The sequence below is a fragment of the Hydrogenophaga sp. SNF1 genome, assembly GCF_034421675.1.
GTDB classification, from domain to species: Bacteria; Pseudomonadota; Gammaproteobacteria; order Burkholderiales; family Burkholderiaceae_C; genus Hydrogenophaga; species Hydrogenophaga borbori.
On sequence record NZ_CP139793.1, the window covers coordinates 3,013,307 to 3,038,672 of the forward strand.

A 25,366-nucleotide genomic window follows, 5' to 3' on the forward strand; every position below is an offset into this window, starting at 1 on the left:
GCGGTTCAATCGAGGCTTGATCCCATAGCCACCTGAACGCATCCTCCGTCGCGTCAACGAACGCGAGGATGCAATGGCTCTAACGGAACGCAACGGAATCTGGCACTGGCGGAAGATCATTCAGGGCCACACATTCGCGCGGAGCACGAAGACCGGCGACAAGAAGTTGGCGTCCCAAATCGCGGCTCGATGGGAGTCCGACGCGATCACCGAGGTCGTCCTCAAAGGTACGAAGCCCGTCTTGCTGCACTCGGTCATCAAAGCTTTCCTCGACGCGAGGAAAGGGACGGGAGGGCACGCCAATGCGCAAGTCCATCTGAAGCACTTCCTTGCGCTGCCGAACATCAGGATGGGCGACTTGACGCTTTCGCAGTTGCAAGGCGTGGTCCAGAAGCGTCGGGATGCTGGAGCATCCCATAACACAATCTGCGTGAGCGTCAGCTACTGGAACGCGGTCGTGCGTTTTGCTCAGGAACAGAAATGGGCGACTGCGGTAAGGCTGCCCCGCATGTACCCGGAGAAGACCCGACTGCGGTACTTGTCCGCCGAAGAGGAAGCGGCATTGTTCGCCGCCATCGATCCGAAGGCCAAGTACCCCGGCAAGTGCCCCCGGACGGATAAGGCCCGACAAGACAACACGGACTTGCTGGTCGGGTTGCTGCATACGGGTGCCCGCTACCGAGAGATTGCGCGCATGACTTGGGCGCAAGTTGACCTCGAGGGCCGCAAGGTGCGAATCCATCGCCAGAAAGGCGGACTGGATAGCACGCTGGTCATGAGCGACCAACTCCACACGATGCTCACTCGCCGCAAGTCGACAGCCGTCGATCAGTGGGTATTCCCGACCAAGCGCCGCCACAACAACAACTATGCCTGGCTGCGCGCGGCGCTTGCGCGGGTTGGTGTAACCGGCGAGGCGGGAAAGATCACGTTGCACACCGCCCGACACACGTTCGCATCCCGGATGCTGACCAGCGGAATGTCACTGGTCGAGGTCCAAGGACTGCTTGGCCATAAGAACATCCAAAGCACGATGGTGTACTCCCACGTTGAAGCGGGAGCGGTCGCGGAAAAGGCTGCACGCGTGCTGAACGGGATGGAGCTGCAGAAGGCCTCGCAAGGTCCTGCGCCGAGGCTTACCGTGGTCCGGTGACAAAGATGGAGCGGTTGCTCCTCTTGCTTGCACTGTTCGTGCTGTTTCCGCGTTTTCTGCGCGCCATAACGTGGCTGTTAACTGCCACGCTGCGGGTACTAGCGTTCCTCTTTGTTCTGGGTGCGATTCTGAGCCTGTTCAAGTGACGCACTGAAAGACAGACAAATCAGCGATTTCGGCGATTCCGCGAGAAATTGTCGTAAATACCTCGGGGAGGAATTTTCAATGAAATATTCCGAGATCGCGGACATTTCCGAATCGGCAGATGCGGCGGCGCGTGCCAAGCAACGAGACAAGATCGTCCAGCGGCTGGAGCAGATGAACCGCCGCAGGATCGAGCTGATCGCACGACAAGTGCAACGCGAGTTGCGCCGGTACTTCTCAGCACCTGAGATGGAGCGCTTCGACTTGGAGCATCAGCTCGACCGACTTGGCTGCACGCCGCCAAGCGGGCGGAAGTGAGGCAAGAAATAGTTCAGCTGCCCCGCGCAATACACGTTGTATTGCATGCCTCCGGCCAAGTCAGAAGGCATGCGATTTTTCTAGGGCTCACCTTGCGCGTGCAGATCCCGTGCAGTTCAGGTGAATTCTCGAACTGAATTCAATACCTTCCGCTTAAGAAGCGTCCTGCTGTCCCGGGCAAGAAAATATTGCGCGACCAACCCGGGTGCGTAGACTGGACTGCTAAATACCATGCCAGCAACGATCAAGGTTGCGCGAAGTTTTCAAGCCGCCGATGCAGAACAGTGGCTGCTCAAGAGGGAACCCCGCGATGCTTGATCCATCGCGGGGTTCATTCTTTGCCCAAGCGTGTTGCTGCCGGACCTTGTACAGCCGGATGAGCATCAACGCAGTGCGTCCTGAGACTGCCGTACAGCGAGAGGGACCAGTTTCACACTTACAAGGGTGGTTCTGTAAAAACGGCCACGGCAACGGCCCGCTCAACGACCCTTGTAGCCAGCCTGAAGTAAGTGCAAAGCCGCAGGTAGCCGAAGTCGCCCGACAAGGCTAGGGAAACGACCTCCTGACAAGGTAAAGTCAGCTCGGAGTTGCTGCACTGCCAATGCAGCGGGGTCTCCGCCGCGAATGCGGATGAAAAACTGGTCGATAAGTTGGTTTAGGGTTGCGAGAGTAGTACGGGTGCCGCGGCGACGCGGTGAATGCAGTCTGCAACTGCGTCCGTGCTGGTTGAAGCGTCAAGTGCTTTGCACTTGTTCTGTCTCCCAGCATTCACCACGAAGGGTCTCAAGAGCTTCATGGACTCTGTTCATGATCGCCGTAAGGTCAGTGGCTTCGTTCTTCACGAATCTTCTTGAATTCCTCCCCAAAGGTTTTCAAGAGTTCGCAACATAGTCGCTTTACCTTACGGCTTTGCGCTGGGTGATAGGAGCAGATCGCTCGAATGAATACGATCCGCTTGGAGCAGGCGGTTCCCACTCGATGCGGATCGGAGAGCGGGGCGGAGCCGGGTTAGGCCGGCTGCGGCTCCTTCTTCTTGCGGACGGGAGGCTTGCGCTGCGTTGCCTTGAGCGCGTCGTCCAGCTCCCCGGCGTTGGCGGCCGTCTTGGCCGCTTCGAGCAGCTTGCCCGCCGATTCGGCGTCCGCGACCTGGAACTGCTTCGCGCCGTTCAGCGTCAAGGCGCTGTTGGCGTTGCGGAACGTCAGGACGAACTTGCCGTCCGGCAGCTTGCGGAACCACTTTCCCTTGTCGGCTCCTTCGGTGATCGCCTTGGACGCGGCGTCCACGTTGGCCGCGAACTTGGCGCGCATGCGCTCGACGGGATCTGCAGGCGTCTCGGGCTTGGAGAAGGGCTGTGCCAGCTTGCCGAGTGCGGCCATGAAGCCCTTCGGCTGCTCGACCGGCTTGAGTTCAGCTTGCGCTGCGGGAGTGATGAGGGACTTGACCTTGGACATTTCGACTTGCCTTCGAGTACGCGGCGCGATTGCCGTATAGCCAATGGTTGGCTCACCTGCGTGGCAGATCAAGAAAAGATTGACCGCTCGGACTGTTCCTTGGCAAGTTCGCATGGCGGCGCCACTGCGTCGATGCTGATCTCGTTGGACTGCGCAACCTGCGCCAATGCTTCCTCTGGCGTTGCGCCGACTTCTATGAGCGCGTGATATTCGCGGCAATATTGGTCTTTGATTGTGCGGTTCTGCATTGGCACCTGTACCTTGTTAGCTCGGTACAGGCGGAGGATTGGGTCACGGTATCACGGGGTCAAGTCAACGAAGCACCGTTCGCGTTCATTTCGCGGCGTGCAGTTGCCGTTCTTTCTCCTTGGCCTCCCAAGCCCTTCGCTGTTTGATGATCCGCGCCAAACGCGGATAGTCAAATGGCACCTGGGGGCAGAGTGCCTCAGACGGGAAGCGTCCGCGCGCCGCGTTTTCGGCTCGGGCCTCGGCCTTGTTGAGAGCGCGCAGCGTCATCTTTGTCAGCATTTCGCGTGCGCCGATTTCTTCCGGATCCTTGACCTTCCTGCTGCCTTTGGGATCGAGATGCGAGTAGGTCGGACTCACTTGTGCCTGCGCGCCCAAGCGCCAAAGCTCCCAGGTCGGTCTTGCGGCCCTCAACCACAGCAGCCGGATGCCTGTCATCAAGTCCTTTCGCCGAATCCGACTTTGCAGTTGAAGAGCGGGGACATCGCCCGAAGCTTTGGGTCCAGACAATCCTTCCAGAGCCTTGCGGATTTGGTCGAGTAGGTCGGCTTGCTTCATCCCGAGAGGAATCGCCAGCAAGGCGGCGCTCGGCATCCCTTCGTCCTGGCGTGTTTCGTTCAAGTAGTGCGCCAGCGCCTTTTCCGCAACGCCGACCTCCACCTGCACGTCGCTCGGCATGGTTAGCAGCCGATGAACACGCGGACGCGCATTCGGCTTCCCAAAAGCCTTGAGACCACGGGCCCGCCACCACTGGCGAAACAGAACCTGCTGCACGTCCCCAAGCAGCCGGAACGTGTTTCGGACTTGCTCGAAGTCCGTCGGCAGTGGCGTCCCGCTTTGGAGCTTGCCTGCAGCTTCTTGGCGAGCGAGTTCATAGCTCGGGCTAAGACGCAAGTACTCAAAGAACAGCTCGAACCCGATATTGGGGTCGATCTGCGGTCCGCTTGCCGGAACGAAGTCACTTCGCCGGAGGTGCCAAGGCTGCATTCGACGCCCATCAAGTATCAACAGATTGCAGAAGAATCTTACCTGTTCCTAGAGTTAACTGTGGCGATTCCTTTCAATAGAGCTTCCGGAGCGCTGCAGGACTTGTGATCGCAAGTACCAACGCCCGGTACACCTGAAAGGACTTGAATGAACGACGCAGACGACAGCGGACAGGGCCAAGCGGCCGCGGAGCACGCCCAACCGCCGCATAACAGCAACAGCGATCCGGCGGTCGTACAGCCGGTCAAGGCGATTCATCCCGTGAAACTTGCACCGGGTATGTCGCTTTCGGAAATCGCTGCGGCACGCAAGCTGCTCGACGACCTCGAACTCGTCGCGCGAAACCGCGAACAGGCGCTTGCCGAGATCAAAGCCGTCCTCGGCAAGTACAACGTTGTCCTCAACGATCTCGGCTTGACCGAAATCCCCGCGGATCCGCCAGAAACGGAAGATGCAACGTCCGTAAAGGTCTCGAAGTCAGAACGCGGACGCGGCGCGCATCCGAAGCGGGCCAAGGCAAAGCAGCACGGCGGCCGCAAGCTGCTTAAGGTGCTCAAAGCGGACCGCACGATCGCATTCACGGGCGGCCGTTGCCACAAGCTAGGGCGAAAGAAGGACGATCCGCAAGCGATGGACCCGAGAAAGTGGGACGACCCCACGCCCGAGGAACTTCGTCGGTGGGATGCGGACGGCACGCTTGAATAGTTCGATGCCTCTGCTCACGTACAAGATCGCCCACGTTCCGGGCGAGCGGTCAGTTGTCTGGTTCCTGGTCAACTACCGCTCGCGTTGGGATCGCGGCTTCAGCCCGCACCTGCTGTTCCAGCAGCTGGTGACCATCATCTACGTTTTTCCACGCGACTACGCCGAAGGCAACATTGAGTGGAACTACCGAGCGATCAACTCGCAATCCGAGCGGTTCGCCTCGTACTGGATCGTCGGGCGGCGACTTGCGTTGCAGGTATGCGCCGTGCTCGAAAAGCTAGGCGTACCGAAACACGACGGTCCCGTTCGGAGCGGTCACGTTCACCCGCCATACATCGCCAACGGAAACAAGCCACTGAAGCGGGGGCTGATGATGCATCCGCCGGATGAACGTGGCTTCACTTGGGAAGCTCAGGTCAGGACGGCGGAGTGGTACGCGGACAACCTGCTTCTGTACGAGCGGCGAGAACGCTGGCGAGGTCGGTCGGAGAGATTGCAGAACCGGCATGAGCCGTACTTGCTCGACGGCCTGTGGGCAGACCTCGACAAGTGCGCGGCGCGCGCTCGCAGGCAAGCAGGGATCGAGTTGACCGTCTTTCAGCTCGCAACACACTAGGAGGATGGCAGTGGAGCCTTCGATCAGCGCTGTCACTCAGCGCAAGCGCAAGATGAAGCGGAGTGCGGCTTCGACGGAGTACTGGTTCATTTCAAGTTCACATCAGGAGGAGCAGAAGTTCGCTGAGTTCGTCGTCTGGTGCCGTGACAACTGGCATGGGTCGGAGGTGGACGAGGACTGGGGCTACGACATGCAGCGGGAGGTCATCTTCGAACTCTTCGACGGCGAGTTCGACCCTGTGAACGACGAGTTCACCTTGCGCCTGTGGACCACGCACAAGGGTGACGCTTCCTTGTTCAAGCTGAGGTTTAGCGAGCACTTCAAGCCGCCAGCGTCGTAGGTCGCGGACTGCAGCAAGACCTCAGGGCACGCGCTAAACGTCAAGCCATGGGGCTGCCAGACGTCACCGGGGGGATTCAGGCGTTGAGCGCTTGCCCACATTCGTCGCAGCCTCACGCCAATATTGCGGTGGGGCTGAACTGAACGCAGACTGGAGTTCGGCCCAGCGTAGGCCGAAGTCAGAAGGAGATCAGCATGAAGCTGACGGATCAAGAGTTGCGCAAGCTGCGCGACGCATACAACGTACAGAAGAAGACGCAGGGCCGGCGCAAGCCGGATCGGAACGGCCATCGCATCCAGGTCACGATGACCTTCGAAGAATGGCTGCAGGTCTGGATCAACAGCGGCAAGCTGCACTTGCGCGGGAACGGGCGCGGGAAGTTCTGCATGGCACGTAAGGACGACCTGGGCGATTACGCGGTCGGCAACGTCGAAATCAAAGCCTGCGAGGAGAACAGCCGCGAGGCCAAACAAGGGCGGTCGCACACAGTCTGCACGCGCGACAAGATGAGCGCCACACGGGCGGGGGTGTCAAAGTCTCAAGCTCACAAGGACAGCATCGCCGACGCGCACCTTGCATTGCCGGTTGTGCGCTGCCCGCACTGTTCGAAGTCTGGCAGGCAGGGGGGGGCGATGCGTCGGCACCACTTCGACCAGTGTCGCGTCCTTGCCCGATCCACGCCCAAGTAGCCGAAAAGGAACAGTCGAACTCGACGCAGCTGGGCGCGGCGGGATTGGCTCCGGATATGTCTATGATCTTAGCTCATCCTGAGTGCAGTATTCGTCGATGATCATCAAGTCCAAGCAACGAGTCGCCGACCACGGCGAGGTGTTCACGCCCGCATGGATGGTCGAGGCCATGCTTGACCTTGTGAAGGAGGAAACAGAGCGGATCGACTCACGTTTCCTTGAGCCAGCTTGCGGCAGCGGCAACTTTCTTGTGCACATCATGATGCGCAAGCTTGCCGCAGTTGAAGTCAAGTACGGCAAGAGCGACTTTGATCGTCGTCACTACGCGCTGCTAGCGCTGATGTGCGTCTACGGCATCGAGCTGTTGACGGACAACATTAAGGAGTGCCGCGAAAACGTGCTGGAGGTGTTCGCCGAGTACTTGCAGCTGCAGCGCGCCGATGACTTCTTTCTCGCGGCCTCTCATGTCCTTGCCCAGAACATCGTGCACGGTGACGCGCTCACGATGCGCACTCAAGGAAACGAATACATCACCTTCGCTGAGTGGGGGTACCTGGGCAAGGGCAAGTACCAAAGGCGCGACTTTCGCTTGGATGTTCTAACTGGCTCTGCCGCATTCAGTGCGGAAGACTCCCTATTCGCGCAATTGGGCAAACACGAAATATTTCAACCAGTGCGAACATATGCGCCGATGTCTGTGCGCGAGCTTGCCGCACACACCGTCGCGGACGAAGCAGGGAGGGGCAACCAATGACCACCAATGTTCAGGCCGCCTTCGTCTTGCGCGGCCGGAATCCCGACGTTCTGACTTGCATCGCGAACTTGTCCAATGACGAGGTGTTCACTCCGCCTGAGTTCACAAACAGGATTCTGGATGGGGTAGCCGCTGCGTGGGCTGCTGACCACCGCGGAGCGAATCTTTGGGCGGACAAGCGCGTTAAGTTCTTAGACCCGTTCACGAAGTCCGGGGTCTTCTTGAGGGAGATCACCCGACGGCTAAACGAGGGCTTAGCAGCCGAAATTCCAGACTTGCAGGAGCGGGTCAGCCACATCCTGACGAAGCAAGTGTTCGGAATTGGAATAACTCGGCTTACCAGTTTGCTAGCAAGGCGCAGCGTGTATTGCTCTAAACACGCAACAGGCAAGCACTCGGTCGCACAGGGCTTCACGTCAGATGCCGGAAATATCTGGTACGAGCGCGTCGAGCACACGTGGATCGGCGGAAAATGTGTCTACTGCGGCGCAAGTCAAACTGCCTTGGACCGTGGCGCTGATTTCGAAACTCACGCGTACGCGTTCATTCATACAGACAACGTAAAAGCTCGGATGACCGAGTTGTTCGGAGCAAAAATGCAGTTCGATGTCATCATTGGAAACCCGCCGTACCAGCTGACGGACGGCGGATACGGGACAAGTGCAGCTCCCATTTACCAGTTGTTCGTGGAACAAGCGAAGAAGCTGGAGCCGCGATATCTCTCAATGATCATTCCGGCGCGCTGGTTTTCCGGGGGCAAAGGGCTCGACGAGTTCAGAGAGTCCATGCTTGCGGATTCAAGGTTGCGTTCCATCGACGATTTTCTGAGCGCGTCCGATGTGTTCCCGGGAGTTGGCCTCAAAGGTGGGGTTTGTTACTTTCTTTGGAATCGAGATCATCCTGGAACTTGCCGAGTCAGTACGCATTTCAAGGATTGGCCAATTTCGACCGCAACTCGTCCGCTGCTCGAGCAAGGCGCAGACGTATTCATCCGATTCAACGATGGCCTGTCGATTTTGAAGAAGGTCATCGCCGAAGAGAACCGCAAAGACGGGTCTCTCGCGCTCACTGAGGCCAGGCGCTTCGATCGGTTGGTGAGCTCTCTTCGCCCATTCGGGCTTCGTACCTTCTTCCGAGGGAACAAGCGAAAGCGCAAAGGTGATGTGGTTGTCTATCAGAACGGCGGTACCGGTTACATCGCGCGCGATGAAGTTCCAACTGGAAATCACTTGATCGACGCGTGGAAGATATACGTCGGCCGCGCGGCACCCGGCACGGGCAACAGAGATACGTATCCGCATCGGATTATTAGTACCCCATTTGTCGGTGAGCCCGGGAGCATCTGCTCTGAAACTTACCTTTGCATTGGACCCTTCAAGTCGAAGGATGAAGCTGAAAGCGCACTCTCATACCTGTCGTGCAGGCTGACGCGGCTTCTGATCCTATTGCACAAGCCCTCGCAAGACACAACGCGACGCGTTTACACGTTTGTTCCAGTACAGGACTGGTCACGGCAGTGGACAGATAGGGATCTCTACGCGAAGTATCAGATCTCCGCTTCCGAGATTGAGTTCATTGAGAAGATCATCCGGCCGATGGATCTCAGTGCTGAACCCGACGTTGAGTTCGACGAGGCAGCCGAAGATGAATAAGTCAATCGAAGAAATCCTCGCACCCAAACCGACTGCCCGCCCTCGCATCTATGCGTATTCAATTGCGGACGATGCTCATAAGGGGTTGCTCAAGGTTGGGCAAACCACTCGCGAGGTGAAGCAGAGAGTTGCAGAACAACTCCAGACTGCTGCGATCAAGAACTACACCATCGAGTTGGATGAGTCGGCGGAGCGGGAAGACGGGTCCATCATCACGGACCACGAGGTGCGTGCTGCGCTGGCGAAGAAGGGCCTTTCGAAGAAGGAGCTCGAGTGGGTGCGGTGCACGTTGAAGGACGTCAAGACCGTGCTCACCGAACTGCGCACCGGTCTGCGCTTTAGCGGGACGCATCATGAGTCCTTCCCAATGCGTGCGGAGCAGATCGAAGCAGTTGAGAAGACCTTCAACTACTTCCGGTCGATCTGGGCTGAGAACCCCGATACTGCGCCGCGATTCCTGTGGAACGCAAAGATGCGTTTCGGAAAGACGTTCACCACCTACCAACTCGCGCGTCGTCTCGGAGCAAAGCGGGTTCTAGTAGTGACGTTCAAGCCCGCGGTCGAAGACGCTTGGCAGACTGACTTGGAGAGTCATGTTGACTTCGACGGATGGCAATATCTTTCGCGAGCGTCCGGGAGTGACCCAACACAGGTTGATCCACAAAGGCCCGTGGTTTACTTCGGCTCCTTCCAGGATCTCTTAGGCCGTGACGCGGCTGGGAATGTGAAGGCCAGGAACGCGTGGCTCCACACCGTCAACTGGGATTTGGTTGTATTCGACGAGTACCACTTTGGCGCCTGGCGCGAAACTGCAAAGGAGCTGTTCGAGGGGGAAGAGGACGTTGTCGCGACCAAGGAAACGCGACTGGAATACGGCGGCGAACTCGATGAGGTCAACGAGAGCCTGAATGTGCTTTCCGACCAAGAATCCGACTTCCTTCCTATCACAAGCCGCGCGTACTTGTACCTGTCTGGGACGCCATTCAAGGCACTGGCGTCGGGTGAGTTCATCGAAGAGCAGATATTCAACTGGACTTACACGGACGAGCAGCGGGCGAAAGAGGAGTTTTCTCGGAAGCACCCGACGAAGCGCAACCCCTATGGCGCACTCCCGCAAATGCGCCTTCTCACGTATCAGATGCCCGACGAGTTGCTCGCTGTTGCAAGCGGAGGCGAGTTCGACGAGTTCGATCTCAACGTGTTTTTTGCCGCTGCGGGAGTCGGCAAGAAGGCGCGTTTCGACCACAAGGGCGATGTTCAGAAATGGCTAGACATCATTAGGGGTGGCTACCTCGCGCAATCTGCGGAGCTCCTCAAGATCGGCAGTCGGCCTCCATTCCCATACTCCGACGTCCGCCTGCTACCGTACTTGCAGCACTCGTTTTGGTTCTTGCCTACTGTCGCTGCATGTCACGCGATGGCCAACCTATTGGCGGAACGGCAAAACACGTTCTGGCACGACTACGAGGTGGTCGTCGCAGCAGGGGCGGCAGCAGGTATCGGACTTGACGCGTTACCGCCTGTGCGTAACGCTATCGGAAGCGGCTTTGACACCAAGACGATCACGCTCTCTTGCGGAAAGTTAACGACGGGCGTGACGGTGCCGCAGTGGTCGTCGATTCTCATGCTTCGCAACCTGAAGTCCCCAGAGACTTACTTTCAGGCTGCATTCCGCGTGCAGTCGCCTTGGGCAATTAAGAATCCCAACGGCGACAACCCGAATGAGGAGGAAATCCTCAAGCCTGTGTGCTTCGTCTTTGACTTCGCACCCACGCGGGCGCTCAGACAACTATCCGAATACGGCATTGGCCTGTCGCCGACGGAGAGCAATCCTGAGATTGCTGTGAAGGATCTTGTCTCGTTCCTTCCCGTCTTGGCCTATGACGGCGCCAACATGACGCAGATTGACGCCGGTGGAATTCTGGACATCGCGATGGCCGGAACGTCTGCAACGCTCCTGGCGCGGAAGTGGGAGAGTGCGCTCTTGGTGAACGTGGACAACGCAACCTTGCGCCGCATTCTTGACAACGAAGAAGCCATGGCCGCAGTGGAACGCATCGAGGGGTGGCGGTCACTCGGCGATAACGTAATCGAAACGATTATCAACAAGAGCGAGCGCCTCAAGGAGCTGAAGAACAAGGCCAAGGAACAAGACTTGACTGCTCGTGAGAAGAAGGAGCTGACTGCAGAAGAGAAGGAGTACAAGTCGAAGCGCAAGATGGTCCAGGAGAAGCTGATCAAGTTCGCGACGCGCATTCCTGCATTCATGTACCTGACGGACTTCAGAGAAAACACTCTTCAAGATGTCATCACGAAGTTGGAGCCCGACTTGTTCCTCACCGTGACCGGCTTGACTGTCGAGGACTTTCACTTGCTCGTACGATTGAAGGTGTTCAACACGGAGCAGATGAATCAGGCAGTGTTCGCGTTCCGTCGCTACGAAGACGCGTCATTGCGGTACACCGGAATTGAGTCTCATGCCGGTCTGTCTCACTACGGCTTGTACGACACGGTGGTTGCGAAGGAAAAACAATGATCGTAGCTTGCGGCGGTGTCAGTTGCGCCGAGCCGCGCTACTTGCGTCTGAATCGAATGACGTAGTGTTCGTCGGTGAGTTCATGCACCCACCCGATCATCTCTTCGCGCAGGAAGAACTCTTTGCGGATCTTGCTGGCGTCTTCCCCGGCTTGTACGCGTTCAATCTGGTCAGTCTTTACGATCACCAAGCGAATGCGAGACCCCGTTGCGTACGCTTTTCGAACGTTTTCCCGGAACTCCGCGTTGCCGTGTCCAGACCACCGATTAAACGAATCGGCGAAGTCCATCATGCCGGGCGGTGCACCCTTACGGAAGTGGTGGTCCCAGAGACTTAGGACTAAGTCACCTGACGGCGTCCAAGCGGACACGGACCACTGAGGATTCTTGAGCACGGCGCCGTATTCGGCAAATGCGGCGTTGATTCCAAGCTTTGCCATGGTTAACTGTATTCGATACCCGAAGCATGACCATCTTCAACAAGATCACCTACAGCCAGTTGAACTCCCGCCAGAAGGAGAACTACAACTTCCAGAAGGTTGCGGCTCACTTAGCTGACTACGGCTTCAACTGCTTGCGTCTGAGCGACGACTGGCAGGGTGCCGACTTCATTGCATGCCACATAGACGGCAACTTGTTCCTTAAGGTTCAGTTGAAGGGCCGCTTGAACATCGATATGCGGTATAGCGGTAAGGACATTTACATCGCGTTCTGCGACGGCGGGACTTGGTACCTGTACCCGCATGACGAGGTGAAGGACCTGCTGCTGGCCAACGGACTCATGGCGGGCTCAAAGTCGTGGGACGAAGGCGGGGGATATAGCTGGCCGTACTTGTCGGTGCAGGTGAAGGCCCTGCTGCAGAAGTACGCGATCTGAACTTGAGTAGGCCCACGGCTGCCGCAACTTTCATCTGCTTGCGGTGCCTTGACCCGCACGCTTTCAGCACACTGCGCTGAACGCTGGCCCACGTCGCTTGGGCTGACGCTTTCCCCGACTTGTGACTTAGCTGATGTACTGCAGCGCACCGGCGATCGATTCGATGAGGTCGTCGGCCTTGATGGTGGTGGGCATGGTCGGTCGTGGGCTGGGGGGTGGATAACCTCGGGATTATCCCTCTGCGGAAATGGGCCCGCAGGCAGGGGGCCGGGCCGGCCCCTGGCGCTGGCTGACATGCCGCCCATGCGCCCACTGGTCCCCTCGGCGACCCGGTGCCGCGGGCCGACCTCGTCCTGGCGCTGGCGCGCATCTGGTGCACGGCCGAGACGGGCGCGATCGGTTCCAAAGCACACGCGGCCGACTGCCTGCCGCGCCGCCGCCTCAGGTCCGCCGCCGCCAGAACAATGACACCGAGGCCAGGTAGCGAAGCATCTTCATGAGCGACGACCGGCCTTCCGCGGTGGCGAAGGAATAGAACATCACGATCAGCAACAACCAGGGCATGTAGTAAATCCACAGCTGCGCCCACCAGCCCGGCATGAAGCGAAAGACCGAGTCCAGCAGCAACAGGGGCAGCAGAAGCAGGGCGATCAGATTGAGCGCCAGGGTCGCGATCCGGGTGACCACCGTGGCCGGGCGGTCGTGGTCCTTGTGGATCGCCACCTCGGCAATGGCGCCGTGCAGCACGGCGCCCGCCACTTCGGGCAGCTGATCGCCTGTTTGCGAGTAGATGATGTCCAGCTCGATGGAGTCCTTGGGGTTGAGCCGGTCAAAGTCGAGGCGGATGCTGGCCTCATTCGGTACGGGCAAGGCTCTCCAGCCCGATGACTCGCTGCGCCGCTCGGACATGGCGAGGATGGCCAGGGCATTCTTCAGTTGGAGCGTCAGGGGTGTCGCTACGAGGTTGCTGGCGATCTGGTGCGGTCCCTTGGCCACGAAGCGGACCCGCAGCCGGCTGGCCTCCTGAACCTCCACCCCGTTCACCGTGATGTTGAGCGATTGGGCCGTGGACGAGCTGTCGACAAAGATCTCGTCCGAGATGACCTCCCAATGCAGCTCCTTCGTGCGGATGGAGCGCACGTAGAAGTAGTACGAGATGAGCGCCGAGGCGATGACGCCGAGGATGAATGCGCCCAGTGTGCTGCCGAGGTAATACTCGATGCCGGCGATGAAGGGGCGATTCGGGTCGTAAGGCCGGCGGCTGATGTCAAGGCTGTACTTCAGGCTGGCGGGGTCCTTCGCGCCCAGCTCGTCCGCCGGGATCAGCACGAAGTGCTCAGGCGCCTGGGACGCCTGGAAAGTGAACACCGCGGAGCGGTCTTGGCGGCTGACATCGTCCTGCCAGGCGATGACCTGATTCTTGTCGTCCAGCAGCACCAGCATCGGGTCGAAGTCGTTGGACGAGGCGCGGATGGTGTACCAGTCCTTGCTGTCCTTGACGGTCGGCACCGAGAACCAGTGCGCGGGTTGGGACTGGAACGGTGTGGCCGGGTTGAGCCCCTGCCCGTCGCTCTTCTTGACGTCGGCCCGAACGGCGCGCGGCAAGGGGGGAACGAGCGCCGGTGCATGGGCATCGATCACCCACAGGCTATAGGGCACAGGGGTTTGCGAAGCGTCCCCGCCCACCATGATTTCCAGGCGGTCTCCGGCGCTCACCGTCACTGACAGCTGCTGGGTGGCGAGCCGCGACGGGTGGGGCTGAGCGGTTTTCAGCAACTGCCCGTTCTGCAGGACCGCGAGCACCAGGCGGCGCGTGTCGGAATGCGCCGAGATGTTCAGTTCGCCCTGGGTATCGGCGGTGAACACATGCCTGACGTGGTGGGGCAGCCGAACGTCCGCCACCGCGTTTTGCGAGAGGAATGCCGTCGACCCTCCGTGGATCTGCCCGTTGTGCAGTTTTCCGGCCACGACGGGAATCGGGTCCGCGTGGGCGGCGGGGTCCGCGGCCACCGACAGCTTGGCGAGCATGAGCATGGTCAGGGCGATCGCCAGCACGACAACGCGGGGCAAACCGGAGGTGATGCGCATGGTGGGCCTTGAATGGTGCAGGGTCGGGATGGGTCAGCGCCGCGCTTTTGCCTGGCGCCGCCAGTACTGGAACTCGTCCTCGTGGAACTCGATGTCGAGTTCCTGCATGCGTTGCTGAAGCCGCTCCTGCAGCTGGGCCACCGTCTGGTTGTAGACCAGGGGGCCGATCTCTTCGAGGAAGAAGTTCAGCAGCGCGCCGGCACCGATGTTGCCGATGCGCTGGTCGAGCGCTTCCTGGAAGTAGCGTTCGATGGAGGCAATGGCCTGCGCGCGTTCGTCGCGGGAGAGTTCGATGGGCATGGCGTGGCGTGGCGTGGTCGATGCAGGGTCAGTAGACGGCGAAGCGCCCGGTCCATTTCCGCTCGTAGTCCATCTTGGCGAAGTGCCCCGCCATGAAGTCGATGAAGGCGCGGACCTTGGCCGAGAGGTGCTTGCGGCTGGGGTAGGCGAGGTTGATGGTGAGGTGGGGCAGGTCCCAGTCCTCCAGCACCGGCACCAGGCGGCCGGCCACGATGTCGTCGTAGACGATGTAGCTGGGCTGGATCAGGATGCCCATGCCGTCGAGCGCGGCGGCGCGCACGATCTGGCCGTCGTTGGTCTCCAGCAGGCCCTTGATCTGGATGGTTTTCTGTTCGCCCGTGGCCACCTGGGTGAAGCGCAGTTCGTTCGGTGTGTTGGCGTGCAGGTAGACCAGCAGCTTGTGCTGCTGCAGGTCGTCGAGCCCCTTGGGAAAGCCGTGCCGGGCCAGGTAGCCCGGCGAGGCGGCCAGCACGCGGCGCGTTTCGCCCAGGCGGCGGATGGTGATGTTGCTGTCGGGCTCGTACTCGCGCGTGCGGATGGCCACGTCGATGTTGTTGTCGATGATGTCCAGGTAGCGGTTGGCCGCCTCCACGTGCACGCTCACATGGGGGTAGCGCTCGGTGAACTCGCGCAGCAGCGGCGCGATGTGGTGCATGGAAAAACTCAGCGAGGCCGTCACGCGCAGCAGGCCCGTGGGGTTGAGCGCCGCGGCGTTCACGTCGGACTCGGCGTCGCGCAGGTCGCTCAGGATGTTGCGCGCGCGCTGGAAGAACTCCTGTCCGGTGTCGGTGAGGTACAGGCGGCGTGTGTTGCGCTCCACCAGGCGCACGCCCAGGCGCTCCTCCAGCGCCGCCAGGTGGCGGCTGGCGCTGGCGTTGCTCAGGTTCAGGGCTTCGGCCGCGCGCGACAGGCTGCCGGTCTCGGCCACCTGCACGAACAGTTCGATCTCGGTCCAGCGGTCCATCGGCTCTCTCGTCGTCTCCGGGTTGTCCCTCGGTTTCTTTCGCTCGCCGGAAAAGTCTTTTGTTTCCCCGGCATTGGTTTTCCATTTCGGGCCGCCTACATTCTGCCGCCACGGTGGCCCCGCGGCACCCAACCGGAGAGACGACGGTGAGGAACCTCAACCAGGACAACATCACCCAGGCGGTCATTGCCCGCCTGGCCCAGACGCCCGACCCGCGCCTCAAGCAGGTGCTGACCAGCCTGGTGCAGCACCTGCACGCCTTCGCCCGGGAGGTGAAGCTGACCGAGGCCGAATGGGCCTATGGCATCGACTTCCTCACCCGCGTGGGCCACACCTGCGACGAGCAGCGCCAGGAGTTCATCCTGCTGTCGGACACGCTGGGCCTGTCGATGCTGACGGTGGCGCTGAACAACCACAAACCCCCGGGCTGCACCGAGGCCACGGTGTTCGGGCCTTTCCACGTGGAAGGCGCTCCCGAGGTGCCGCACGGCGCCGACGTGGCCAACGGCGCGCCCGGCCGGCCCTGCGAGGTGTCGGGCCGCGTGCGCGGCCTGGGTGGCGAGCCGGTGGCGGGCGCGGTCATCGACGTCTGGCAGGCCGACGCCGACGGCCTGTACGACGTGCAGCGCGAGGGCCTGGCCGAGCCGCAGGGCCGGGCGGTGCTGCGCAGCGACGCCGAGGGGCGCTTTCACTTCCGCAGCGTGGTGGCCGAGCCGTACCCCATCCCCAACGACGGTCCGGTGGGCGAGATGCTCACGGCCACCAAGCGCCACCCCTGGCGGCCCGCGCACCTGCATTTCCGCCTGCAGGCGCCCGGCTACGAGACCCTGGTGACGCACGTCTTTCGCGACGGCGACCCCTACCTCGATTCCGACGCCGTGTTCGGCGTGCGCAGTTCCCTGGTGGCCGATTGGGTGGAACAACCCGACGGCCGCGTGACCCTGGATTTCGATTTCGTGTTGAACCCGTCCCGCTGATTTCGCCCCCCCTGAGACACAACGAGGAGACAAGACCATGACGATCAAGAAACGCGCTTTCGTGGCCAGTGCCCTGGCCGCCGCCCTGATGGCCGCGGGCCTCGCCCCGGCCCACGCGGCGCAGACCTTCAAGCTCACCATCGCGTCCAGCCACCCCACCTCGCTGCCCTGGGTGGGGTTGATGAGCACGCTGTTCGTGCCCGAGGTGAACAAGCGCGTGGAGGCCCTGGGCAAGGGCTACAAGATCGAATGGAAAGAGGCCTACGGTGGCCAGCTCTACAAGATGAACGCCACGCTCACCAGCGTGGGCCAGGGCATCGCCGACATCGGCTGGGTGTTCGCCAACCTCGAAGCGGCCAAGATGCCGCTGACCCAGTACGCCACCGTCACACCCTTCGCCACCGGCGACGTGCGCACCCTGCTGCAGGTGGCCAACGAGCTGAACGAAAAAATCCCCGCGCTCAAGGCCGAGTGGGACCGCAACAATCTGGTGTTCCTGGGCGCCTCCGGCGTGGACACCTACCACCTGTTCACCAAGAGCCCCATCAGCACCTACGCCGATCTCAACGGCAAGAAGATCTCCGCGCCCGGCGCGCTGGGCCTGTGGCTCAAGGGCTCGGGCGCGGTGCCGGTGGACGGCTCGCTCACCAGCTACTACACCGACATCCAGACCGGCGTGAGCGAGGGCACCATCTCCATCGCCACCGGCATCCTGCCCAGCAAGGTGTACGAGGTGGCGCCCTATGTCACCACGGTGGACATCGGCGCGCTCTACAACGGCGGCATGGCCATCAACAAGGACACCTTCAACGGCCTGCCGCCCGAGGTGCAGAAGATCATCAAGGACGTTGGCCTGGAGTACTCGCGCGTGCTGGGCGACACGCTCATGCAGCGCTACGAGGCCGCGCTCAAGGCCATCGGCGAGCAGGGCGCCAAGCAGGCCGTGCCGGTGAAGATCGCGCCCATGGCCCCCGGCGAGCGCGAGAAGTGGGCCAAGACCATGCCCAACATCGCGGGCGACTGGGTCAAGGCCAATGCCTCGCGCGGCCCGGCCGCGCAGATCGTGAAGACCTACCTGGAGGAACTGCGCAAGCGCGGCGCCAAGCCCCTGCGCGACTGGGACAAGGAACTCTGATCGCCCTTCATGAGCTACGAAGCCAACACCAACCTGGAAGAGGCGCCGGTCCCGACGGCGCCGTCCAGCCCTTTCGGGCACGTGGTCGACGCGCTCAACGGTCTGGGCTCGATCGTCATCGCGCTCGTCATGGTGCTGATGTGCGCCGACGTGTTCATGCGCAACGCCTTCAACCACCCCCTCGACGGCGTGGCCGAGATGGTCGCGGCCTCGATCATCGTGATCGTGTTCCTGCAACTGCCGGCCACGCTGCGCCATGGCCGCATGAGCCGCGCCGACCTGTTCATCGACCCCTTCGTGGCCCGGCGGCCCAAGGCGGGCAAGCGCCTGCGGGCGGTGTTCTCGCTCGCGGGCGTCTTTGCCAGCGGCGTGATCGCCTACGCCACCTGGCCGCTGTTCCAGCGCGCCTGGGCGAACAATGAGTTCTTCGGCGTCGAGGGCGTGTTCACCTTCCCCACCTGGCCGATGCGCATCGTGGTGTTCGTGGGCGCGGCGCTGGCGGCGCTGCAGTACGCGCTGCTGGCCTGGCAGGACTGGCGCGAGAGCGCCGCCGCCGAGGCGAAAGGGGGCCGGCCGTGAGCGATCTGGTCCTGGGCTTCCTCGCCATCGGCGGCATGCTCGCCCTCATCATCCTGGGCATGCACATCGGCGTGGCGCTCGTCGTCAGCTCCTTCGTCACGGTCTGGCTGATGCGCTCGCCCGAGATCGCCGCACGCTTCGTCGGTGCGGCGGCCAACGACGCGATCCGCGACTACCTCTTCGGCGTGGTGCCGCTGTTCGTGCTCATGGGCATGTTCGTGAGCGTGAGCGGGGTAGGGCGCGACACCTTCGACGTGTTCCAGTGGTTGCTGCGCAAGCTGCGCGGCGGCCTGGGCCTGGCCACGGTGGGCGCCAACGCGGTGTTCGCGGCCATCACCGGCATCTCCATCGCCTCGGCCTCGGTGTTCACCAAGGTGGCCGTGCCCGAAATGATGCGCCACGGCTACACGCCGCGCTTTTCGGTGGGCGTGGTCGCGGGCTCGTCCATCCTGGGCATGCTGATCCCGCCTTCGCTGCTCATGATCATCTACGGCGTGATCGCCGAGGAGTCCATCGGCCGCATGTTCCTGGCCGGCGTGCTGCCCGGCCTGCTGCTGGCCCTGCTGTTCTGCGGGCTGATCGTCGGCATGGCCTACCTGCGCCCCGCCAGCATCTACAGTGCGGGCGCGCCGGCTCCGGCGGCCGAGCAGGACACCGAAACCCTGCACAGCGCCGCGGTGAAGTTCCTGCCCATCCTGCTGCTCATCGTGCTGGTGCTGGGGGGGCTGTACAGCGGCTTCTTCACGCCCACCGAGGCCGGTGCCGTGGGTGCGGCGGGCGCCTTCGTGATCGCCATCGCCCGCCGCCGCCTGACCTGGCGCAAGCTGTGGAACGTGCTCACCGAAACGGGCTATGTGTCGGTGTCGGTGCTGTTTCTCATCGTGGCGGCCTCGCTCTACAGCCGCATGCTCGCGCTCACCGGCATGCCGGCGGCCATCACCACCGGCATCACCGACATGGGCCTGGGCCCCTGGGGCTTCCTGGCGGCCTACCTGCTCATCGTCATCGCGCTGGGCTGCATCATCGATTCGGTCTCGATCATGCTGATCATGCTGCCCATCGTGCTGCCCATCGCCACCAGCTTCGGCATGGACCTGATCTGGTTTGGCGTGCTCACCGTCCTGGCGGTGGAGATCGGTCTGCTCACGCCGCCTTTCGGCGTGTCGGTCTACACGGTCAAGAGCGCGCTCAACAACCCCGCGATCTCCATCAAGGACATCTTCGCCGGCGCCTTTCCCTTCGTGCTGGTGATGGTGCTGTCCCTGGTCATCCTCGCCATCTTCCCCAGCCTGTCCACCTGGCTGGCGCGCATGTGAACCCATGATCTACGTCTTCCACCTTCTCGACAAACCCGGCGGCCTCGAACTGCGCCAGCGCATGCGCCCCGAACACAAGGCCTACCTGGGCGCCATGGCCGAGCGCATCGCCTTCGCCGGCCCCCTGTTGGCCGACGACGGCGCCACCATGGTGGGCAGCGTGCTGGCCATCGACTTCGACAGCCGCGAGGCCGCGCTGCAATGGCAGGCGCAGGAGCCGTTCACGCGGGCCGGGCTGTACGCCAGCGTGTCGGTCCATGCGTTCCAGAACCTGTGGCCTCAGAAGGCCGGATTCCCGCCCAAAGCCTGAGCCGACACATGCCCGTGGTCAAACACATCGTGATGTGGAACATCCTCGGCGACAGCGCGGAGGAGAAGGCCAGCAACACACAGCGCCTGAAGGCCGCCTTCGAGGGCATGCGCGGGCGCATCCCGGGCCTGCTCGCGCTGGAGATCGGCGTGGACGTGAGCCGCGTGGATTACGCCTGTGACGTGGTGCTCTATTCCGAGTTCGAGACAGCACAAGCCCTGGCCGACTACGCTTCGCACCCCGAGCACCTGCGCGTGCGCCAGGCGCTCGAAGGCCTGCGCATCGCGCGCCACCAGGTCGACTACTTCCCCAACTGATGCCCGAACCGAAAGGACCCTTCTCCGTGACCCCCCTGGACAACGCCGCCCTCGACACCCTGTTCCTGAAGGCGCGCACCGCCAACGGCTTCCTCGACAAGCCCGTGCCCGAGGCGCTGCTCAAGCAGGTGTACGAGCTGGCCGCGCTCGGCCCCACCTCCATGAACACCCAGCCCACGCGCTACGTGTTCCTGAACTCGAAGGCAGCGCGCGAGCGCCTGCTGCCGGCCATGCTGCCGGGCAACCTGGACAAGACGCGCACCGCGCCGGTGACCGTGATCGTGGCCACCGACACCCGGTTCTACGAGTACATGCCCCAGGTCTGGCACCGCGAGGGCGCCAAGGAGAACTTCGAGGCCAACGCGGCCCTGGCCGCCGGCACCGCCACGCGCAATGGCACCCTCGGCGGCGCCTACTTCATCGTCGCGGCGCGCGCCCTGGGCCTGGACTGCGGTCCCATGAGCGGTTTCGACATCGGCAAGGTCGACGCCGAGTTCTTCCCCGATGGCCGCTGGAAGACCAATTTCCTGATCAACCTCGGCTACGGCGACGACAGCCTGCTGTTCAAGCGCAATGCGCGCCTCAGTTTCGACGAGGCCTGCCGCGTGCTCTGAGCGGGCCGAGCGACGGACACAAAAAAGCGCGGCCGGGCCGCGCTTTTTTTCATGCCGGGACGGGGCCGGGCGCCGCTCACTGCACCTTGGCCTTGTCGCGCAGGTCCTGCTGGTACTTCTGCATCTTCTGCTGCGCCAGTTGTTGCGCGATCTGCGGCTTGAGATCTTCCAGCTTGGGGATCTCCGCGTCGCGGATGTCGTCCACGCGGATCACGTGCCAGCCGAACTGGCTCTGCACCGGCGCGTCGGCCAGCTGGCCCTTTTCCAGTTTGAGCAGGGCCTGCGAGAACTCGGGCACGTAGTTCGCCGCGGGCGCCCAGTCCAGGTCGCCGCCGTTGGCGCCGGAGCCCGGGTCCTTCGACTGCTTCTTGGCGATGTCTTCGAACTTGGCGCCTTTCTTCAGGCTGGCGATGATGGCCTTGGCCTCGTCTTCCTTCTCGACCAGGATGTGGCGGGCCTTGTACTCCTTGCCGGCGCTGGCGGCCGCGAATTTGTCGTACTCGGCCTTGATCTCCTCGTCGGTCACCGGGTGCTTCTTCTGGTAGTCGGCGAAGAGGGCGCGGATCATGATGGTCTGGCGCGCCAGCTCCATCTGGTTCTTGAACTCGGTGGTGTTGGCCACGCCCTTCTTCTGCGCTTCCTGCATGAAGATCTCGCGCAGCACCACCTCTTCCTTGATCTGCGCGCGCACGGCGTCGTCCACCGGCCGGCCCGTGGCCTCGATCTGCTGCACCAGCGCGTCGACGCGCGCCGTGGGCACGGGCTTGCCATTGACGATGGCCACGTTCTGCGCGGCCGCCCAGGGAGCGGTGGTGATCAGCGCCGCCGCGGTCAGTGCCGTGAGGGTGACTTTCATGGAAATCCTCGGAGTTGGAGAAAAAGGGGTTGGAGCCGACGCGCCCGCGCGGGTTCGCGGGGGATGTGACAGAAGGTAGCCGGGGGCCGTGTCAGCGCTGGATCTCGATGGCCAGGGCGTGCAGCCCGGCGTCGGTGAAATGACGCAGGGCATCATACACAAGGCGATGCTGCGCTACCCGGCCCAGTCCGGCGAAGGCGGGCGCCGCGATGCGCACCCGGAAGTGCGTGCCGTAGCCCAGGCCATTGGCGCCCGAGTGGCCCGCGTGCGCGGCGCTTTCGTCGATGACTTCCAGGGCGCTGGGCGCGAGGGTGTCGCGCAGCCGCGCCTCGATGGCGGCAGCGGTGGGGGCGGTGGGGACGCTGGGGCTCATGGGGGGTCAGGTTTCGGAGCGGGGCTCGTCGTCCTTGATGTGGCGCGCGATGTACAGGCCCTGCGCGACGATGAAGAGCACCGGGAAGATGTAGCCCCAGAGCTTGAAGTTCACCCATTGCTCGGTGGTCTGATAGGCGGCGAACCAGGCGTTGATGGCGGCCATGAACAGGAAGTAGCCGATCCAGGCCACCGTCAGGCGCGCCCACACGGGCTGGGGCAGGGTGAGCTGGCTGCCCAGCAGCATCTGCAGGAAGTTCTTCTTCCAGCCCCACAGCGCGGCGCCCAGCACCACGGCCATGCCCGCGTAGAGCACCGTGGGCTTCCATTTGATGAAGCGCTCGTCCTGCAGCACCAGGGTGAGCACGCCGAACACCAGCACCAGCACCAGCGTGATCTTGTGGATGTTCTGCAGCTTGCGGTCGATGGCGTAGACGATGCCGCATTGCGCCACGGTGGCGGCCATGAGCACCCCGGTGGCGAGGTAGATGCCCTGCATCTTGTAGGCGGCGAAGAAGAGCAGGATGGGGAAGAAGTCGATCAGCAGTCGCATGGGTGCGATTATCCGTGGAGCCCGCGCCAGGGAACCGCGGCGGGGCCGGGCGGCTCTGATGTCCGGCCGCCGCCTGGCGGCCATTCCCGTTCGTCGTCTGGAGATTTCATGAGCCCGCAAGAACAGCAAGCCATCCTCACCATCGCCCTCATGGCCGCCCTGGCCGACGGCGCCAAGGCCGACGCCGAGCGCGAGAGCATCCGCGGCATTGCCGAATCCCTGGGCGGGGAGGGCGGGGCCGCCGGCCTGGCCCGGGTGTACCAGGACGTGCTGCTCAAGCGGGTGGACCTGGCGGCCTGCGTGGACCGGCTGGGCGACCCGGGCCAGCGGGAGCTGGCCTACGAAATGGCGGTCTGCGTGTGCGACGCCGACGGCGCCCGCTCCCCGGCCGAAACGGCGTTCCTGGCCGACCTGAAGGCGCGGCTGCGGCCGGATGCGGCCGAATCGGCGGCGTTCGAGAAGGCAGAGGCCGAGCTGGTGGACGTGGCCGCCAGCGTGGTGCCCGTGGCGGTGGCTGCCGCCGCGGCCCCGGCCGCCAGCGAGCGGCGCGGGCCCGACGGGGCGGCGCTGGACAAGTCCATCCTGAACTACGCGCTGCTCAACGGCGCGTTGGAGCTGCTGCCGCAGTCCTGGGCCTCGATGGCCATCATTCCGCTGCAGGTCAAGATGGTCTACGAGATCGGCAAGGCGCACGGCGTGGAGCTGGACCAGGGCCACATCCGCGAGTTCATCGCGGCGGTGGGCGTGGGCCTGACCTCGCAGTACCTGGAGCAGTTCGGCCGCAAGCTCATCGGCGGCCTGCTGGGCAAGGCCGCGGGGCGCGCGCTGGGCGGGGTGGGCCGCGCGGCCACCGGCATGGCGTTCTCCTTCGCCACCACCTATGCGCTGGGACAGGTGGCCAAGCGCTACTACGCGGGCGGGCGCCAGATGAGCACGGACCTGCTCAAGCAGAGCTTCCAGGACCTGCTGGGCCCGGCCAAGCAGATGCAGGCGCAGTACCTGCCGCAGATCCAGCAGAAGGCCGCCACCCTGGACGCGGGGCAGGTGATGGCGATGGTGCGCGGGCGCTGAGCGCGCCGCTCAGGCGGGCGCCGGCGCGCCCTCGCGCATGACCGCCGCCGCGATGTCCAGCGAGCGCAGGCGCAGCGCCGGGTCGAACACGTCGCTGACGAGGATGAACTCGTCGGCCTCGGTCAGGTCGGCCAGGCGCTGCAGGCCCGCGCGCACCGAATCGGGGCCGCCGATGACGGCGGCGGCCAGGAAATCGCCGATGCCCTGGCGCTCGTGCGGGGCCAGCGAGGCCACGAAGCCTTCGACCGGCGGCGGCAGCTGCCCGCGCTTGCCGGTCAGGATGCCCAGCACCCGCTGGTAGGTGCTGCTGGCCAGGTACTCCGCCTCCTCGTCGGTCGGCGCGGCGATCAGCGGCACGCCGATGGCGGCGTAGGGCTTGGACAGGGTCTCGGAGGGCTGGAACTCGGCGCGGTAGACCTGCAGCGCCTGCAGCAGCAGGCGCGGCGCGAAGTGCGAGGCGAAGGCAAAGGGCAGGCCACGCTGCGCCGCCAGCCGGGCCGAGAACAGGCTGGAGCCCAGCAGCCAGATCGGCACGTTCGTGTTCTGCCCCGGCACGGCCACCACGCGCTGGCCCGGCTGCACCGGGCCCAGGAAGGTGGCCAGCTCGGCCACCTCGCGCGGGAAATCGGCTTCGGTCTCCACGCGGTCGCGCCGCAGCGCGCGCATGGTCAGGCCATCGGTGCCGGGCGCGCGGCCCAGGCCCAGGTCGATGCGGCCCGGGTACAGCTCGGCCAGGGTGCCGAAGGCCTCGGCCACCACCAGCGGCGCATGGTTGGGCAGCATCACGCCGCCCGAGCCCACGCGGATGCGCTGCGTCGCGCCCGCGATGTGGCCCACCAGCACGGCCGTGGCCGAGCTGGCGATGCCGCTCATGTTGTGGTGCTCGGCCAGCCAGTAGCGCGTGAAGCCCAGGCGCTCCACGTGCTGGGCGGTCTGGCGCGCGATGGCCAGGGCGTCGGCCACGCTGCCGCCTTCGCGCACGGCGACGAGGTCGAGCATGGACAGTCGGATGTCGGCGAGGTTCGGCATCGGCTCACTTCTCCTGCAGGTCGATGGCGGCCGAGTTCATGCAGTAGCGCAGGCCGGTGGGCGCGGGACCGTCCTCGAACACATGGCCCAGGTGGGCGCCGCACTGGCTGCACACGGTTTCGGTGCGCACCATGCCGTGGCTGCGGTCGCTGATCTCGGTGATGGCGCCGGGGACGGCCTTCCAGAAGCTGGGCCAGCCGCAGCCGGCGTCGAACTTGGTGCCGGCGTCGAACAGGTGGTTGCCGCAGCAGACGCAGTGGTAGCTGCCATCGGCCCACACCTCTTCGTACTTGCCGGTGAAGGGGCGCTCGGTGTAGGCCCGGCGCGTGACCTCGAAGGCGCCGGGCTCGGCGCCCTTGGCGGCGAGGATCTCGCGCCACTCGGCTTCGGTTTTCTTGATGGGGAAGTCCATGTCGG

Annotated in this window: 32 protein-coding genes; 20 read left to right on the forward strand and 12 right to left on the reverse strand. The window is 63.1% G+C overall.

The window, feature by feature from the left end:
* Nucleotides 1-73 precede the first annotated feature (73 nt).
* From SOM08_RS14365 to SOM08_RS14375, 3 genes are all read left to right on the forward strand, one after another.
* The gene (locus SOM08_RS14365; RefSeq protein WP_322469164.1) at nucleotides 74-1,153 is read left to right on the forward strand and encodes a site-specific integrase; all 1,080 of its coding nucleotides are present in this window, start codon (nucleotides 74-76) and stop codon (nucleotides 1,151-1,153) included.
* Nucleotides 1,154-1,158: 5 nt separating this feature from the next.
* The gene (locus SOM08_RS14370; protein ID WP_322469165.1) at nucleotides 1,159-1,299 is read left to right on the forward strand and encodes a hypothetical protein; all 141 of its coding nucleotides are present in this window, start codon (nucleotides 1,159-1,161) and stop codon (nucleotides 1,297-1,299) included.
* Between the two features lie 79 nt (nucleotides 1,300-1,378).
* Nucleotides 1,379-1,615 (forward strand): hypothetical protein, encoded by a 237-nt coding sequence (locus tag SOM08_RS14375; RefSeq protein WP_322469166.1) that lies wholly within the window; start codon nucleotides 1,379-1,381, stop codon nucleotides 1,613-1,615.
* A gap of 1,008 nt (nucleotides 1,616-2,623) precedes the next feature.
* Here SOM08_RS14375 and SOM08_RS14380 read toward each other — a convergent pair.
* From SOM08_RS14380 to SOM08_RS14390, 3 genes are all read right to left on the reverse strand, one after another.
* Complete coding sequence (locus SOM08_RS14380) at nucleotides 2,624-3,067, reverse strand: hypothetical protein (protein WP_322469167.1); 444 nt, start codon at nucleotides 3,065-3,067, stop codon at nucleotides 2,624-2,626.
* Between the two features lie 68 nt (nucleotides 3,068-3,135).
* Complete coding sequence (locus SOM08_RS14385; RefSeq protein WP_322469168.1) at nucleotides 3,136-3,315, reverse strand: hypothetical protein; 180 nt, start codon at nucleotides 3,313-3,315, stop codon at nucleotides 3,136-3,138.
* A gap of 85 nt (nucleotides 3,316-3,400) precedes the next feature.
* A complete protein-coding gene (locus SOM08_RS14390; protein ID WP_322469169.1) occupies nucleotides 3,401-4,300 on the reverse strand; it encodes a hypothetical protein in 900 nt (299 codons plus the stop codon).
* A gap of 147 nt (nucleotides 4,301-4,447) precedes the next feature.
* On the opposite strand from SOM08_RS14390, the gene SOM08_RS14395 reads away from it, so the two are divergent.
* The 7 genes from SOM08_RS14395 to SOM08_RS14425 all read left to right on the forward strand — a co-directional run bounded on the left by SOM08_RS14395 (nucleotide 4,448) and on the right by SOM08_RS14425 (nucleotide 11,592).
* Nucleotides 4,448-5,005 (forward strand): hypothetical protein, encoded by a 558-nt coding sequence (locus SOM08_RS14395; RefSeq protein ID WP_322469170.1) that lies wholly within the window; start codon nucleotides 4,448-4,450, stop codon nucleotides 5,003-5,005.
* Nucleotides 5,006-5,009: 4 nt separating this feature from the next.
* Nucleotides 5,010-5,621, forward strand: a complete 612-nt coding sequence (locus SOM08_RS14400; RefSeq protein ID WP_322469171.1) for a hypothetical protein — start codon at nucleotides 5,010-5,012, stop codon at nucleotides 5,619-5,621.
* A gap of 10 nt (nucleotides 5,622-5,631) precedes the next feature.
* Nucleotides 5,632-5,961 (forward strand): hypothetical protein, encoded by a 330-nt coding sequence (locus SOM08_RS14405; protein WP_322469172.1) that lies wholly within the window; start codon nucleotides 5,632-5,634, stop codon nucleotides 5,959-5,961.
* 194 nt (nucleotides 5,962-6,155) lie between these two features.
* Nucleotides 6,156-6,650: a hypothetical protein gene (locus SOM08_RS14410; RefSeq protein ID WP_322469173.1), complete on the forward strand. Its 495-nt coding sequence runs from the start codon at nucleotides 6,156-6,158 to the stop codon at nucleotides 6,648-6,650.
* 97 nt (nucleotides 6,651-6,747) lie between these two features.
* Nucleotides 6,748-7,404 carry a DNA methyltransferase gene (locus SOM08_RS14415; RefSeq protein ID WP_322469174.1) on the forward strand — a complete coding sequence of 219 codons (657 nt, stop codon included), beginning with the start codon at nucleotides 6,748-6,750 and terminating at the stop codon, nucleotides 7,402-7,404.
* Nucleotides 7,401-9,056, forward strand: coding sequence for an Eco57I restriction-modification methylase domain-containing protein (locus SOM08_RS14420; protein ID WP_322469175.1), 1,656 nt, complete (start codon nucleotides 7,401-7,403; stop codon nucleotides 9,054-9,056). Before SOM08_RS14415 ends, SOM08_RS14420 begins: the two co-directional genes overlap by 4 nt.
* Nucleotides 9,049-11,592, forward strand: a complete 2,544-nt coding sequence (locus SOM08_RS14425) for a GIY-YIG nuclease family protein (protein ID WP_322469176.1) — start codon at nucleotides 9,049-9,051, stop codon at nucleotides 11,590-11,592. Before SOM08_RS14420 ends, SOM08_RS14425 begins: the two co-directional genes overlap by 8 nt.
* Nucleotides 11,593-11,629: 37 nt before the next feature.
* Here the strand turns inward: SOM08_RS14425 and SOM08_RS14430 are convergent, their stop codons facing one another.
* A complete protein-coding gene (locus tag SOM08_RS14430) occupies nucleotides 11,630-12,031 on the reverse strand; it encodes a hypothetical protein (RefSeq protein ID WP_322469177.1) in 402 nt (133 codons plus the stop codon).
* Nucleotides 12,032-12,057: 26 nt separating this feature from the next.
* Between SOM08_RS14430 and SOM08_RS14435 the strand changes: the two genes are divergently transcribed.
* Together SOM08_RS14435 and SOM08_RS22510 are read left to right on the forward strand one after the other, a co-directional pair.
* Nucleotides 12,058-12,468, forward strand: a complete 411-nt coding sequence (locus SOM08_RS14435; protein ID WP_322469178.1) for a hypothetical protein — start codon at nucleotides 12,058-12,060, stop codon at nucleotides 12,466-12,468.
* Between the two features lie 332 nt (nucleotides 12,469-12,800).
* Nucleotides 12,801-12,968 carry an aminoglycoside adenylyltransferase domain-containing protein gene (locus tag SOM08_RS22510; RefSeq protein ID WP_416186964.1) on the forward strand — a complete coding sequence of 56 codons (168 nt, stop codon included), beginning with the start codon at nucleotides 12,801-12,803 and terminating at the stop codon, nucleotides 12,966-12,968.
* Here the strand turns inward: SOM08_RS22510 and SOM08_RS14440 are convergent.
* From SOM08_RS14440 to SOM08_RS14450, 3 genes are read right to left on the reverse strand one after another with little or no spacing between them, the layout of a single operon-like run.
* A complete protein-coding gene (locus SOM08_RS14440; RefSeq protein WP_322469179.1) occupies nucleotides 12,910-14,556 on the reverse strand; it encodes a hypothetical protein in 1,647 nt (548 codons plus the stop codon). The genes SOM08_RS22510 and SOM08_RS14440 overlap by 59 nt on opposite strands.
* Before the next feature lie 33 nt (nucleotides 14,557-14,589).
* Nucleotides 14,590-14,856: a DUF2164 domain-containing protein gene (locus SOM08_RS14445; RefSeq protein WP_116957278.1), complete on the reverse strand. Its 267-nt coding sequence runs from the start codon at nucleotides 14,854-14,856 to the stop codon at nucleotides 14,590-14,592.
* 28 nt (nucleotides 14,857-14,884) lie between these two features.
* Nucleotides 14,885-15,820, reverse strand: a complete 936-nt coding sequence (locus SOM08_RS14450) for a LysR family transcriptional regulator (protein ID WP_070398361.1) — start codon at nucleotides 15,818-15,820, stop codon at nucleotides 14,885-14,887.
* 146 nt (nucleotides 15,821-15,966) lie between these two features.
* On the opposite strand from SOM08_RS14450, the gene SOM08_RS14455 reads away from it, so the two are divergent.
* The 7 genes from SOM08_RS14455 to SOM08_RS14485 are packed head-to-tail and all read left to right on the forward strand — an operon-like array spanning nucleotide 15,967 to nucleotide 21,068.
* Nucleotides 15,967-16,797: an intradiol ring-cleavage dioxygenase gene (locus SOM08_RS14455; protein ID WP_116957279.1), complete on the forward strand. Its 831-nt coding sequence runs from the start codon at nucleotides 15,967-15,969 to the stop codon at nucleotides 16,795-16,797.
* A gap of 37 nt (nucleotides 16,798-16,834) precedes the next feature.
* Nucleotides 16,835-17,932, forward strand: a complete 1,098-nt coding sequence (locus SOM08_RS14460) for a C4-dicarboxylate TRAP transporter substrate-binding protein (protein WP_116957280.1) — start codon at nucleotides 16,835-16,837, stop codon at nucleotides 17,930-17,932.
* 9 nt (nucleotides 17,933-17,941) lie between these two features.
* Entirely contained in the window at nucleotides 17,942-18,511 is a 570-nt protein-coding gene (locus SOM08_RS14465; protein ID WP_116957281.1) for a TRAP transporter small permease subunit, read from the forward strand.
* Nucleotides 18,508-19,827 carry a TRAP transporter large permease gene (locus SOM08_RS14470; protein ID WP_116957282.1) on the forward strand — a complete coding sequence of 440 codons (1,320 nt, stop codon included), beginning with the start codon at nucleotides 18,508-18,510 and terminating at the stop codon, nucleotides 19,825-19,827. Before SOM08_RS14465 ends, SOM08_RS14470 begins: the two co-directional genes overlap by 4 nt.
* Nucleotides 19,828-19,831: 4 nt before the next feature.
* A complete protein-coding gene (locus SOM08_RS14475) occupies nucleotides 19,832-20,137 on the forward strand; it encodes a YciI family protein (protein ID WP_116957283.1) in 306 nt (101 codons plus the stop codon).
* Nucleotides 20,138-20,145: 8 nt separating this feature from the next.
* Entirely contained in the window at nucleotides 20,146-20,454 is a 309-nt protein-coding gene (locus SOM08_RS14480) for a Dabb family protein (RefSeq protein ID WP_181936380.1), read from the forward strand.
* Nucleotides 20,454-21,068 carry a malonic semialdehyde reductase gene (locus SOM08_RS14485; RefSeq protein ID WP_116957284.1) on the forward strand — a complete coding sequence of 205 codons (615 nt, stop codon included), beginning with the start codon at nucleotides 20,454-20,456 and terminating at the stop codon, nucleotides 21,066-21,068. The genes SOM08_RS14480 and SOM08_RS14485 overlap by 1 nt, the downstream gene beginning before the upstream one ends.
* A gap of 76 nt (nucleotides 21,069-21,144) precedes the next feature.
* On the opposite strand, the gene SOM08_RS14490 is transcribed toward SOM08_RS14485, so the two are convergent.
* The 3 genes from SOM08_RS14490 to SOM08_RS14500 all read right to left on the reverse strand — a co-directional run bounded on the left by SOM08_RS14490 (nucleotide 21,145) and on the right by SOM08_RS14500 (nucleotide 22,849).
* The gene (locus SOM08_RS14490) at nucleotides 21,145-21,924 is read right to left on the reverse strand and encodes a peptidylprolyl isomerase (protein WP_116957285.1); all 780 of its coding nucleotides are present in this window, start codon (nucleotides 21,922-21,924) and stop codon (nucleotides 21,145-21,147) included.
* A 91-nt stretch (nucleotides 21,925-22,015) separates the two neighbouring features.
* A complete protein-coding gene (locus SOM08_RS14495; RefSeq protein WP_116957286.1) occupies nucleotides 22,016-22,297 on the reverse strand; it encodes a BolA family protein in 282 nt (93 codons plus the stop codon).
* 6 nt (nucleotides 22,298-22,303) lie between these two features.
* Nucleotides 22,304-22,849: a septation protein A gene (locus SOM08_RS14500; protein ID WP_116957287.1), complete on the reverse strand. Its 546-nt coding sequence runs from the start codon at nucleotides 22,847-22,849 to the stop codon at nucleotides 22,304-22,306.
* A gap of 108 nt (nucleotides 22,850-22,957) precedes the next feature.
* On the opposite strand from SOM08_RS14500, the gene SOM08_RS14505 reads away from it, so the two are divergent.
* Nucleotides 22,958-23,920 carry a YcjF family protein gene (locus SOM08_RS14505; RefSeq protein ID WP_116957288.1) on the forward strand — a complete coding sequence of 321 codons (963 nt, stop codon included), beginning with the start codon at nucleotides 22,958-22,960 and terminating at the stop codon, nucleotides 23,918-23,920.
* Nucleotides 23,921-23,929: 9 nt separating this feature from the next.
* On the opposite strand, the gene SOM08_RS14510 is transcribed toward SOM08_RS14505, so the two are convergent.
* Together SOM08_RS14510 and msrB are read right to left on the reverse strand one after the other, a co-directional pair.
* Nucleotides 23,930-24,949: an LLM class flavin-dependent oxidoreductase gene (locus tag SOM08_RS14510; RefSeq protein ID WP_322469180.1), complete on the reverse strand. Its 1,020-nt coding sequence runs from the start codon at nucleotides 24,947-24,949 to the stop codon at nucleotides 23,930-23,932.
* 4 nt (nucleotides 24,950-24,953) lie between these two features.
* Nucleotides 24,954-25,361, reverse strand: a complete 408-nt coding sequence (gene msrB / locus SOM08_RS14515; protein WP_116957290.1) for a peptide-methionine (R)-S-oxide reductase MsrB — start codon at nucleotides 25,359-25,361, stop codon at nucleotides 24,954-24,956.
* Between the last annotated feature and the right edge of the window lie 5 nt (nucleotides 25,362-25,366).

Coding starts and splice junctions, on each gene's coding strand:
- SOM08_RS14365 (WP_322469164.1), top strand. CDS start 74: ATGGCTCTAACGGAACGCAACGGAATCTGGCACTGGCGGAAGATCATT.
- SOM08_RS14370 (WP_322469165.1), top strand. CDS start 1,159: ATGGAGCGGTTGCTCCTCTTGCTTGCACTGTTCGTGCTGTTTCCGCGT.
- SOM08_RS14375 (WP_322469166.1), top strand. CDS start 1,379: ATGAAATATTCCGAGATCGCGGACATTTCCGAATCGGCAGATGCGGCG.
- SOM08_RS14380 (WP_322469167.1), bottom strand. CDS start 3,067: ATGTCCAAGGTCAAGTCCCTCATCACTCCCGCAGCGCAAGCTGAACTC.
- SOM08_RS14385 (WP_322469168.1), bottom strand. CDS start 3,315: ATGCAGAACCGCACAATCAAAGACCAATATTGCCGCGAATATCACGCG.
- SOM08_RS14390 (WP_322469169.1), bottom strand. CDS start 4,300: ATGCAGCCTTGGCACCTCCGGCGAAGTGACTTCGTTCCGGCAAGCGGA.
- SOM08_RS14395 (WP_322469170.1), top strand. CDS start 4,448: ATGAACGACGCAGACGACAGCGGACAGGGCCAAGCGGCCGCGGAGCAC.
- SOM08_RS14400 (WP_322469171.1), top strand. CDS start 5,010: ATGCCTCTGCTCACGTACAAGATCGCCCACGTTCCGGGCGAGCGGTCA.
- SOM08_RS14410 (WP_322469173.1), top strand. CDS start 6,156: ATGAAGCTGACGGATCAAGAGTTGCGCAAGCTGCGCGACGCATACAAC.
- SOM08_RS14415 (WP_322469174.1), top strand. CDS start 6,748: ATGATCATCAAGTCCAAGCAACGAGTCGCCGACCACGGCGAGGTGTTC.
- SOM08_RS14420 (WP_322469175.1), top strand. CDS start 7,401: ATGACCACCAATGTTCAGGCCGCCTTCGTCTTGCGCGGCCGGAATCCC.
- SOM08_RS14425 (WP_322469176.1), top strand. CDS start 9,049: ATGAATAAGTCAATCGAAGAAATCCTCGCACCCAAACCGACTGCCCGC.
- SOM08_RS14430 (WP_322469177.1), bottom strand. CDS start 12,031: ATGGCAAAGCTTGGAATCAACGCCGCATTTGCCGAATACGGCGCCGTG.
- SOM08_RS14435 (WP_322469178.1), top strand. CDS start 12,058: ATGACCATCTTCAACAAGATCACCTACAGCCAGTTGAACTCCCGCCAG.
- SOM08_RS14440 (WP_322469179.1), bottom strand. CDS start 14,556: ATGCGCATCACCTCCGGTTTGCCCCGCGTTGTCGTGCTGGCGATCGCC.
- SOM08_RS14445 (WP_116957278.1), bottom strand. CDS start 14,856: ATGCCCATCGAACTCTCCCGCGACGAACGCGCGCAGGCCATTGCCTCC.
- SOM08_RS14450 (WP_070398361.1), bottom strand. CDS start 15,820: ATGGACCGCTGGACCGAGATCGAACTGTTCGTGCAGGTGGCCGAGACC.
- SOM08_RS14460 (WP_116957280.1), top strand. CDS start 16,835: ATGACGATCAAGAAACGCGCTTTCGTGGCCAGTGCCCTGGCCGCCGCC.
- SOM08_RS14465 (WP_116957281.1), top strand. CDS start 17,942: ATGAGCTACGAAGCCAACACCAACCTGGAAGAGGCGCCGGTCCCGACG.
- SOM08_RS14475 (WP_116957283.1), top strand. CDS start 19,832: ATGATCTACGTCTTCCACCTTCTCGACAAACCCGGCGGCCTCGAACTG.
- SOM08_RS14480 (WP_181936380.1), top strand. CDS start 20,146: ATGCCCGTGGTCAAACACATCGTGATGTGGAACATCCTCGGCGACAGC.
- SOM08_RS14485 (WP_116957284.1), top strand. CDS start 20,454: ATGCCCGAACCGAAAGGACCCTTCTCCGTGACCCCCCTGGACAACGCC.
- SOM08_RS14490 (WP_116957285.1), bottom strand. CDS start 21,924: ATGAAAGTCACCCTCACGGCACTGACCGCGGCGGCGCTGATCACCACC.
- SOM08_RS14495 (WP_116957286.1), bottom strand. CDS start 22,297: ATGAGCCCCAGCGTCCCCACCGCCCCCACCGCTGCCGCCATCGAGGCG.
- SOM08_RS14500 (WP_116957287.1), bottom strand. CDS start 22,849: ATGCGACTGCTGATCGACTTCTTCCCCATCCTGCTCTTCTTCGCCGCC.
- SOM08_RS14505 (WP_116957288.1), top strand. CDS start 22,958: ATGAGCCCGCAAGAACAGCAAGCCATCCTCACCATCGCCCTCATGGCC.
- SOM08_RS14510 (WP_322469180.1), bottom strand. CDS start 24,949: ATGCCGAACCTCGCCGACATCCGACTGTCCATGCTCGACCTCGTCGCC.
- msrB (WP_116957290.1), bottom strand. CDS start 25,361: ATGGACTTCCCCATCAAGAAAACCGAAGCCGAGTGGCGCGAGATCCTC.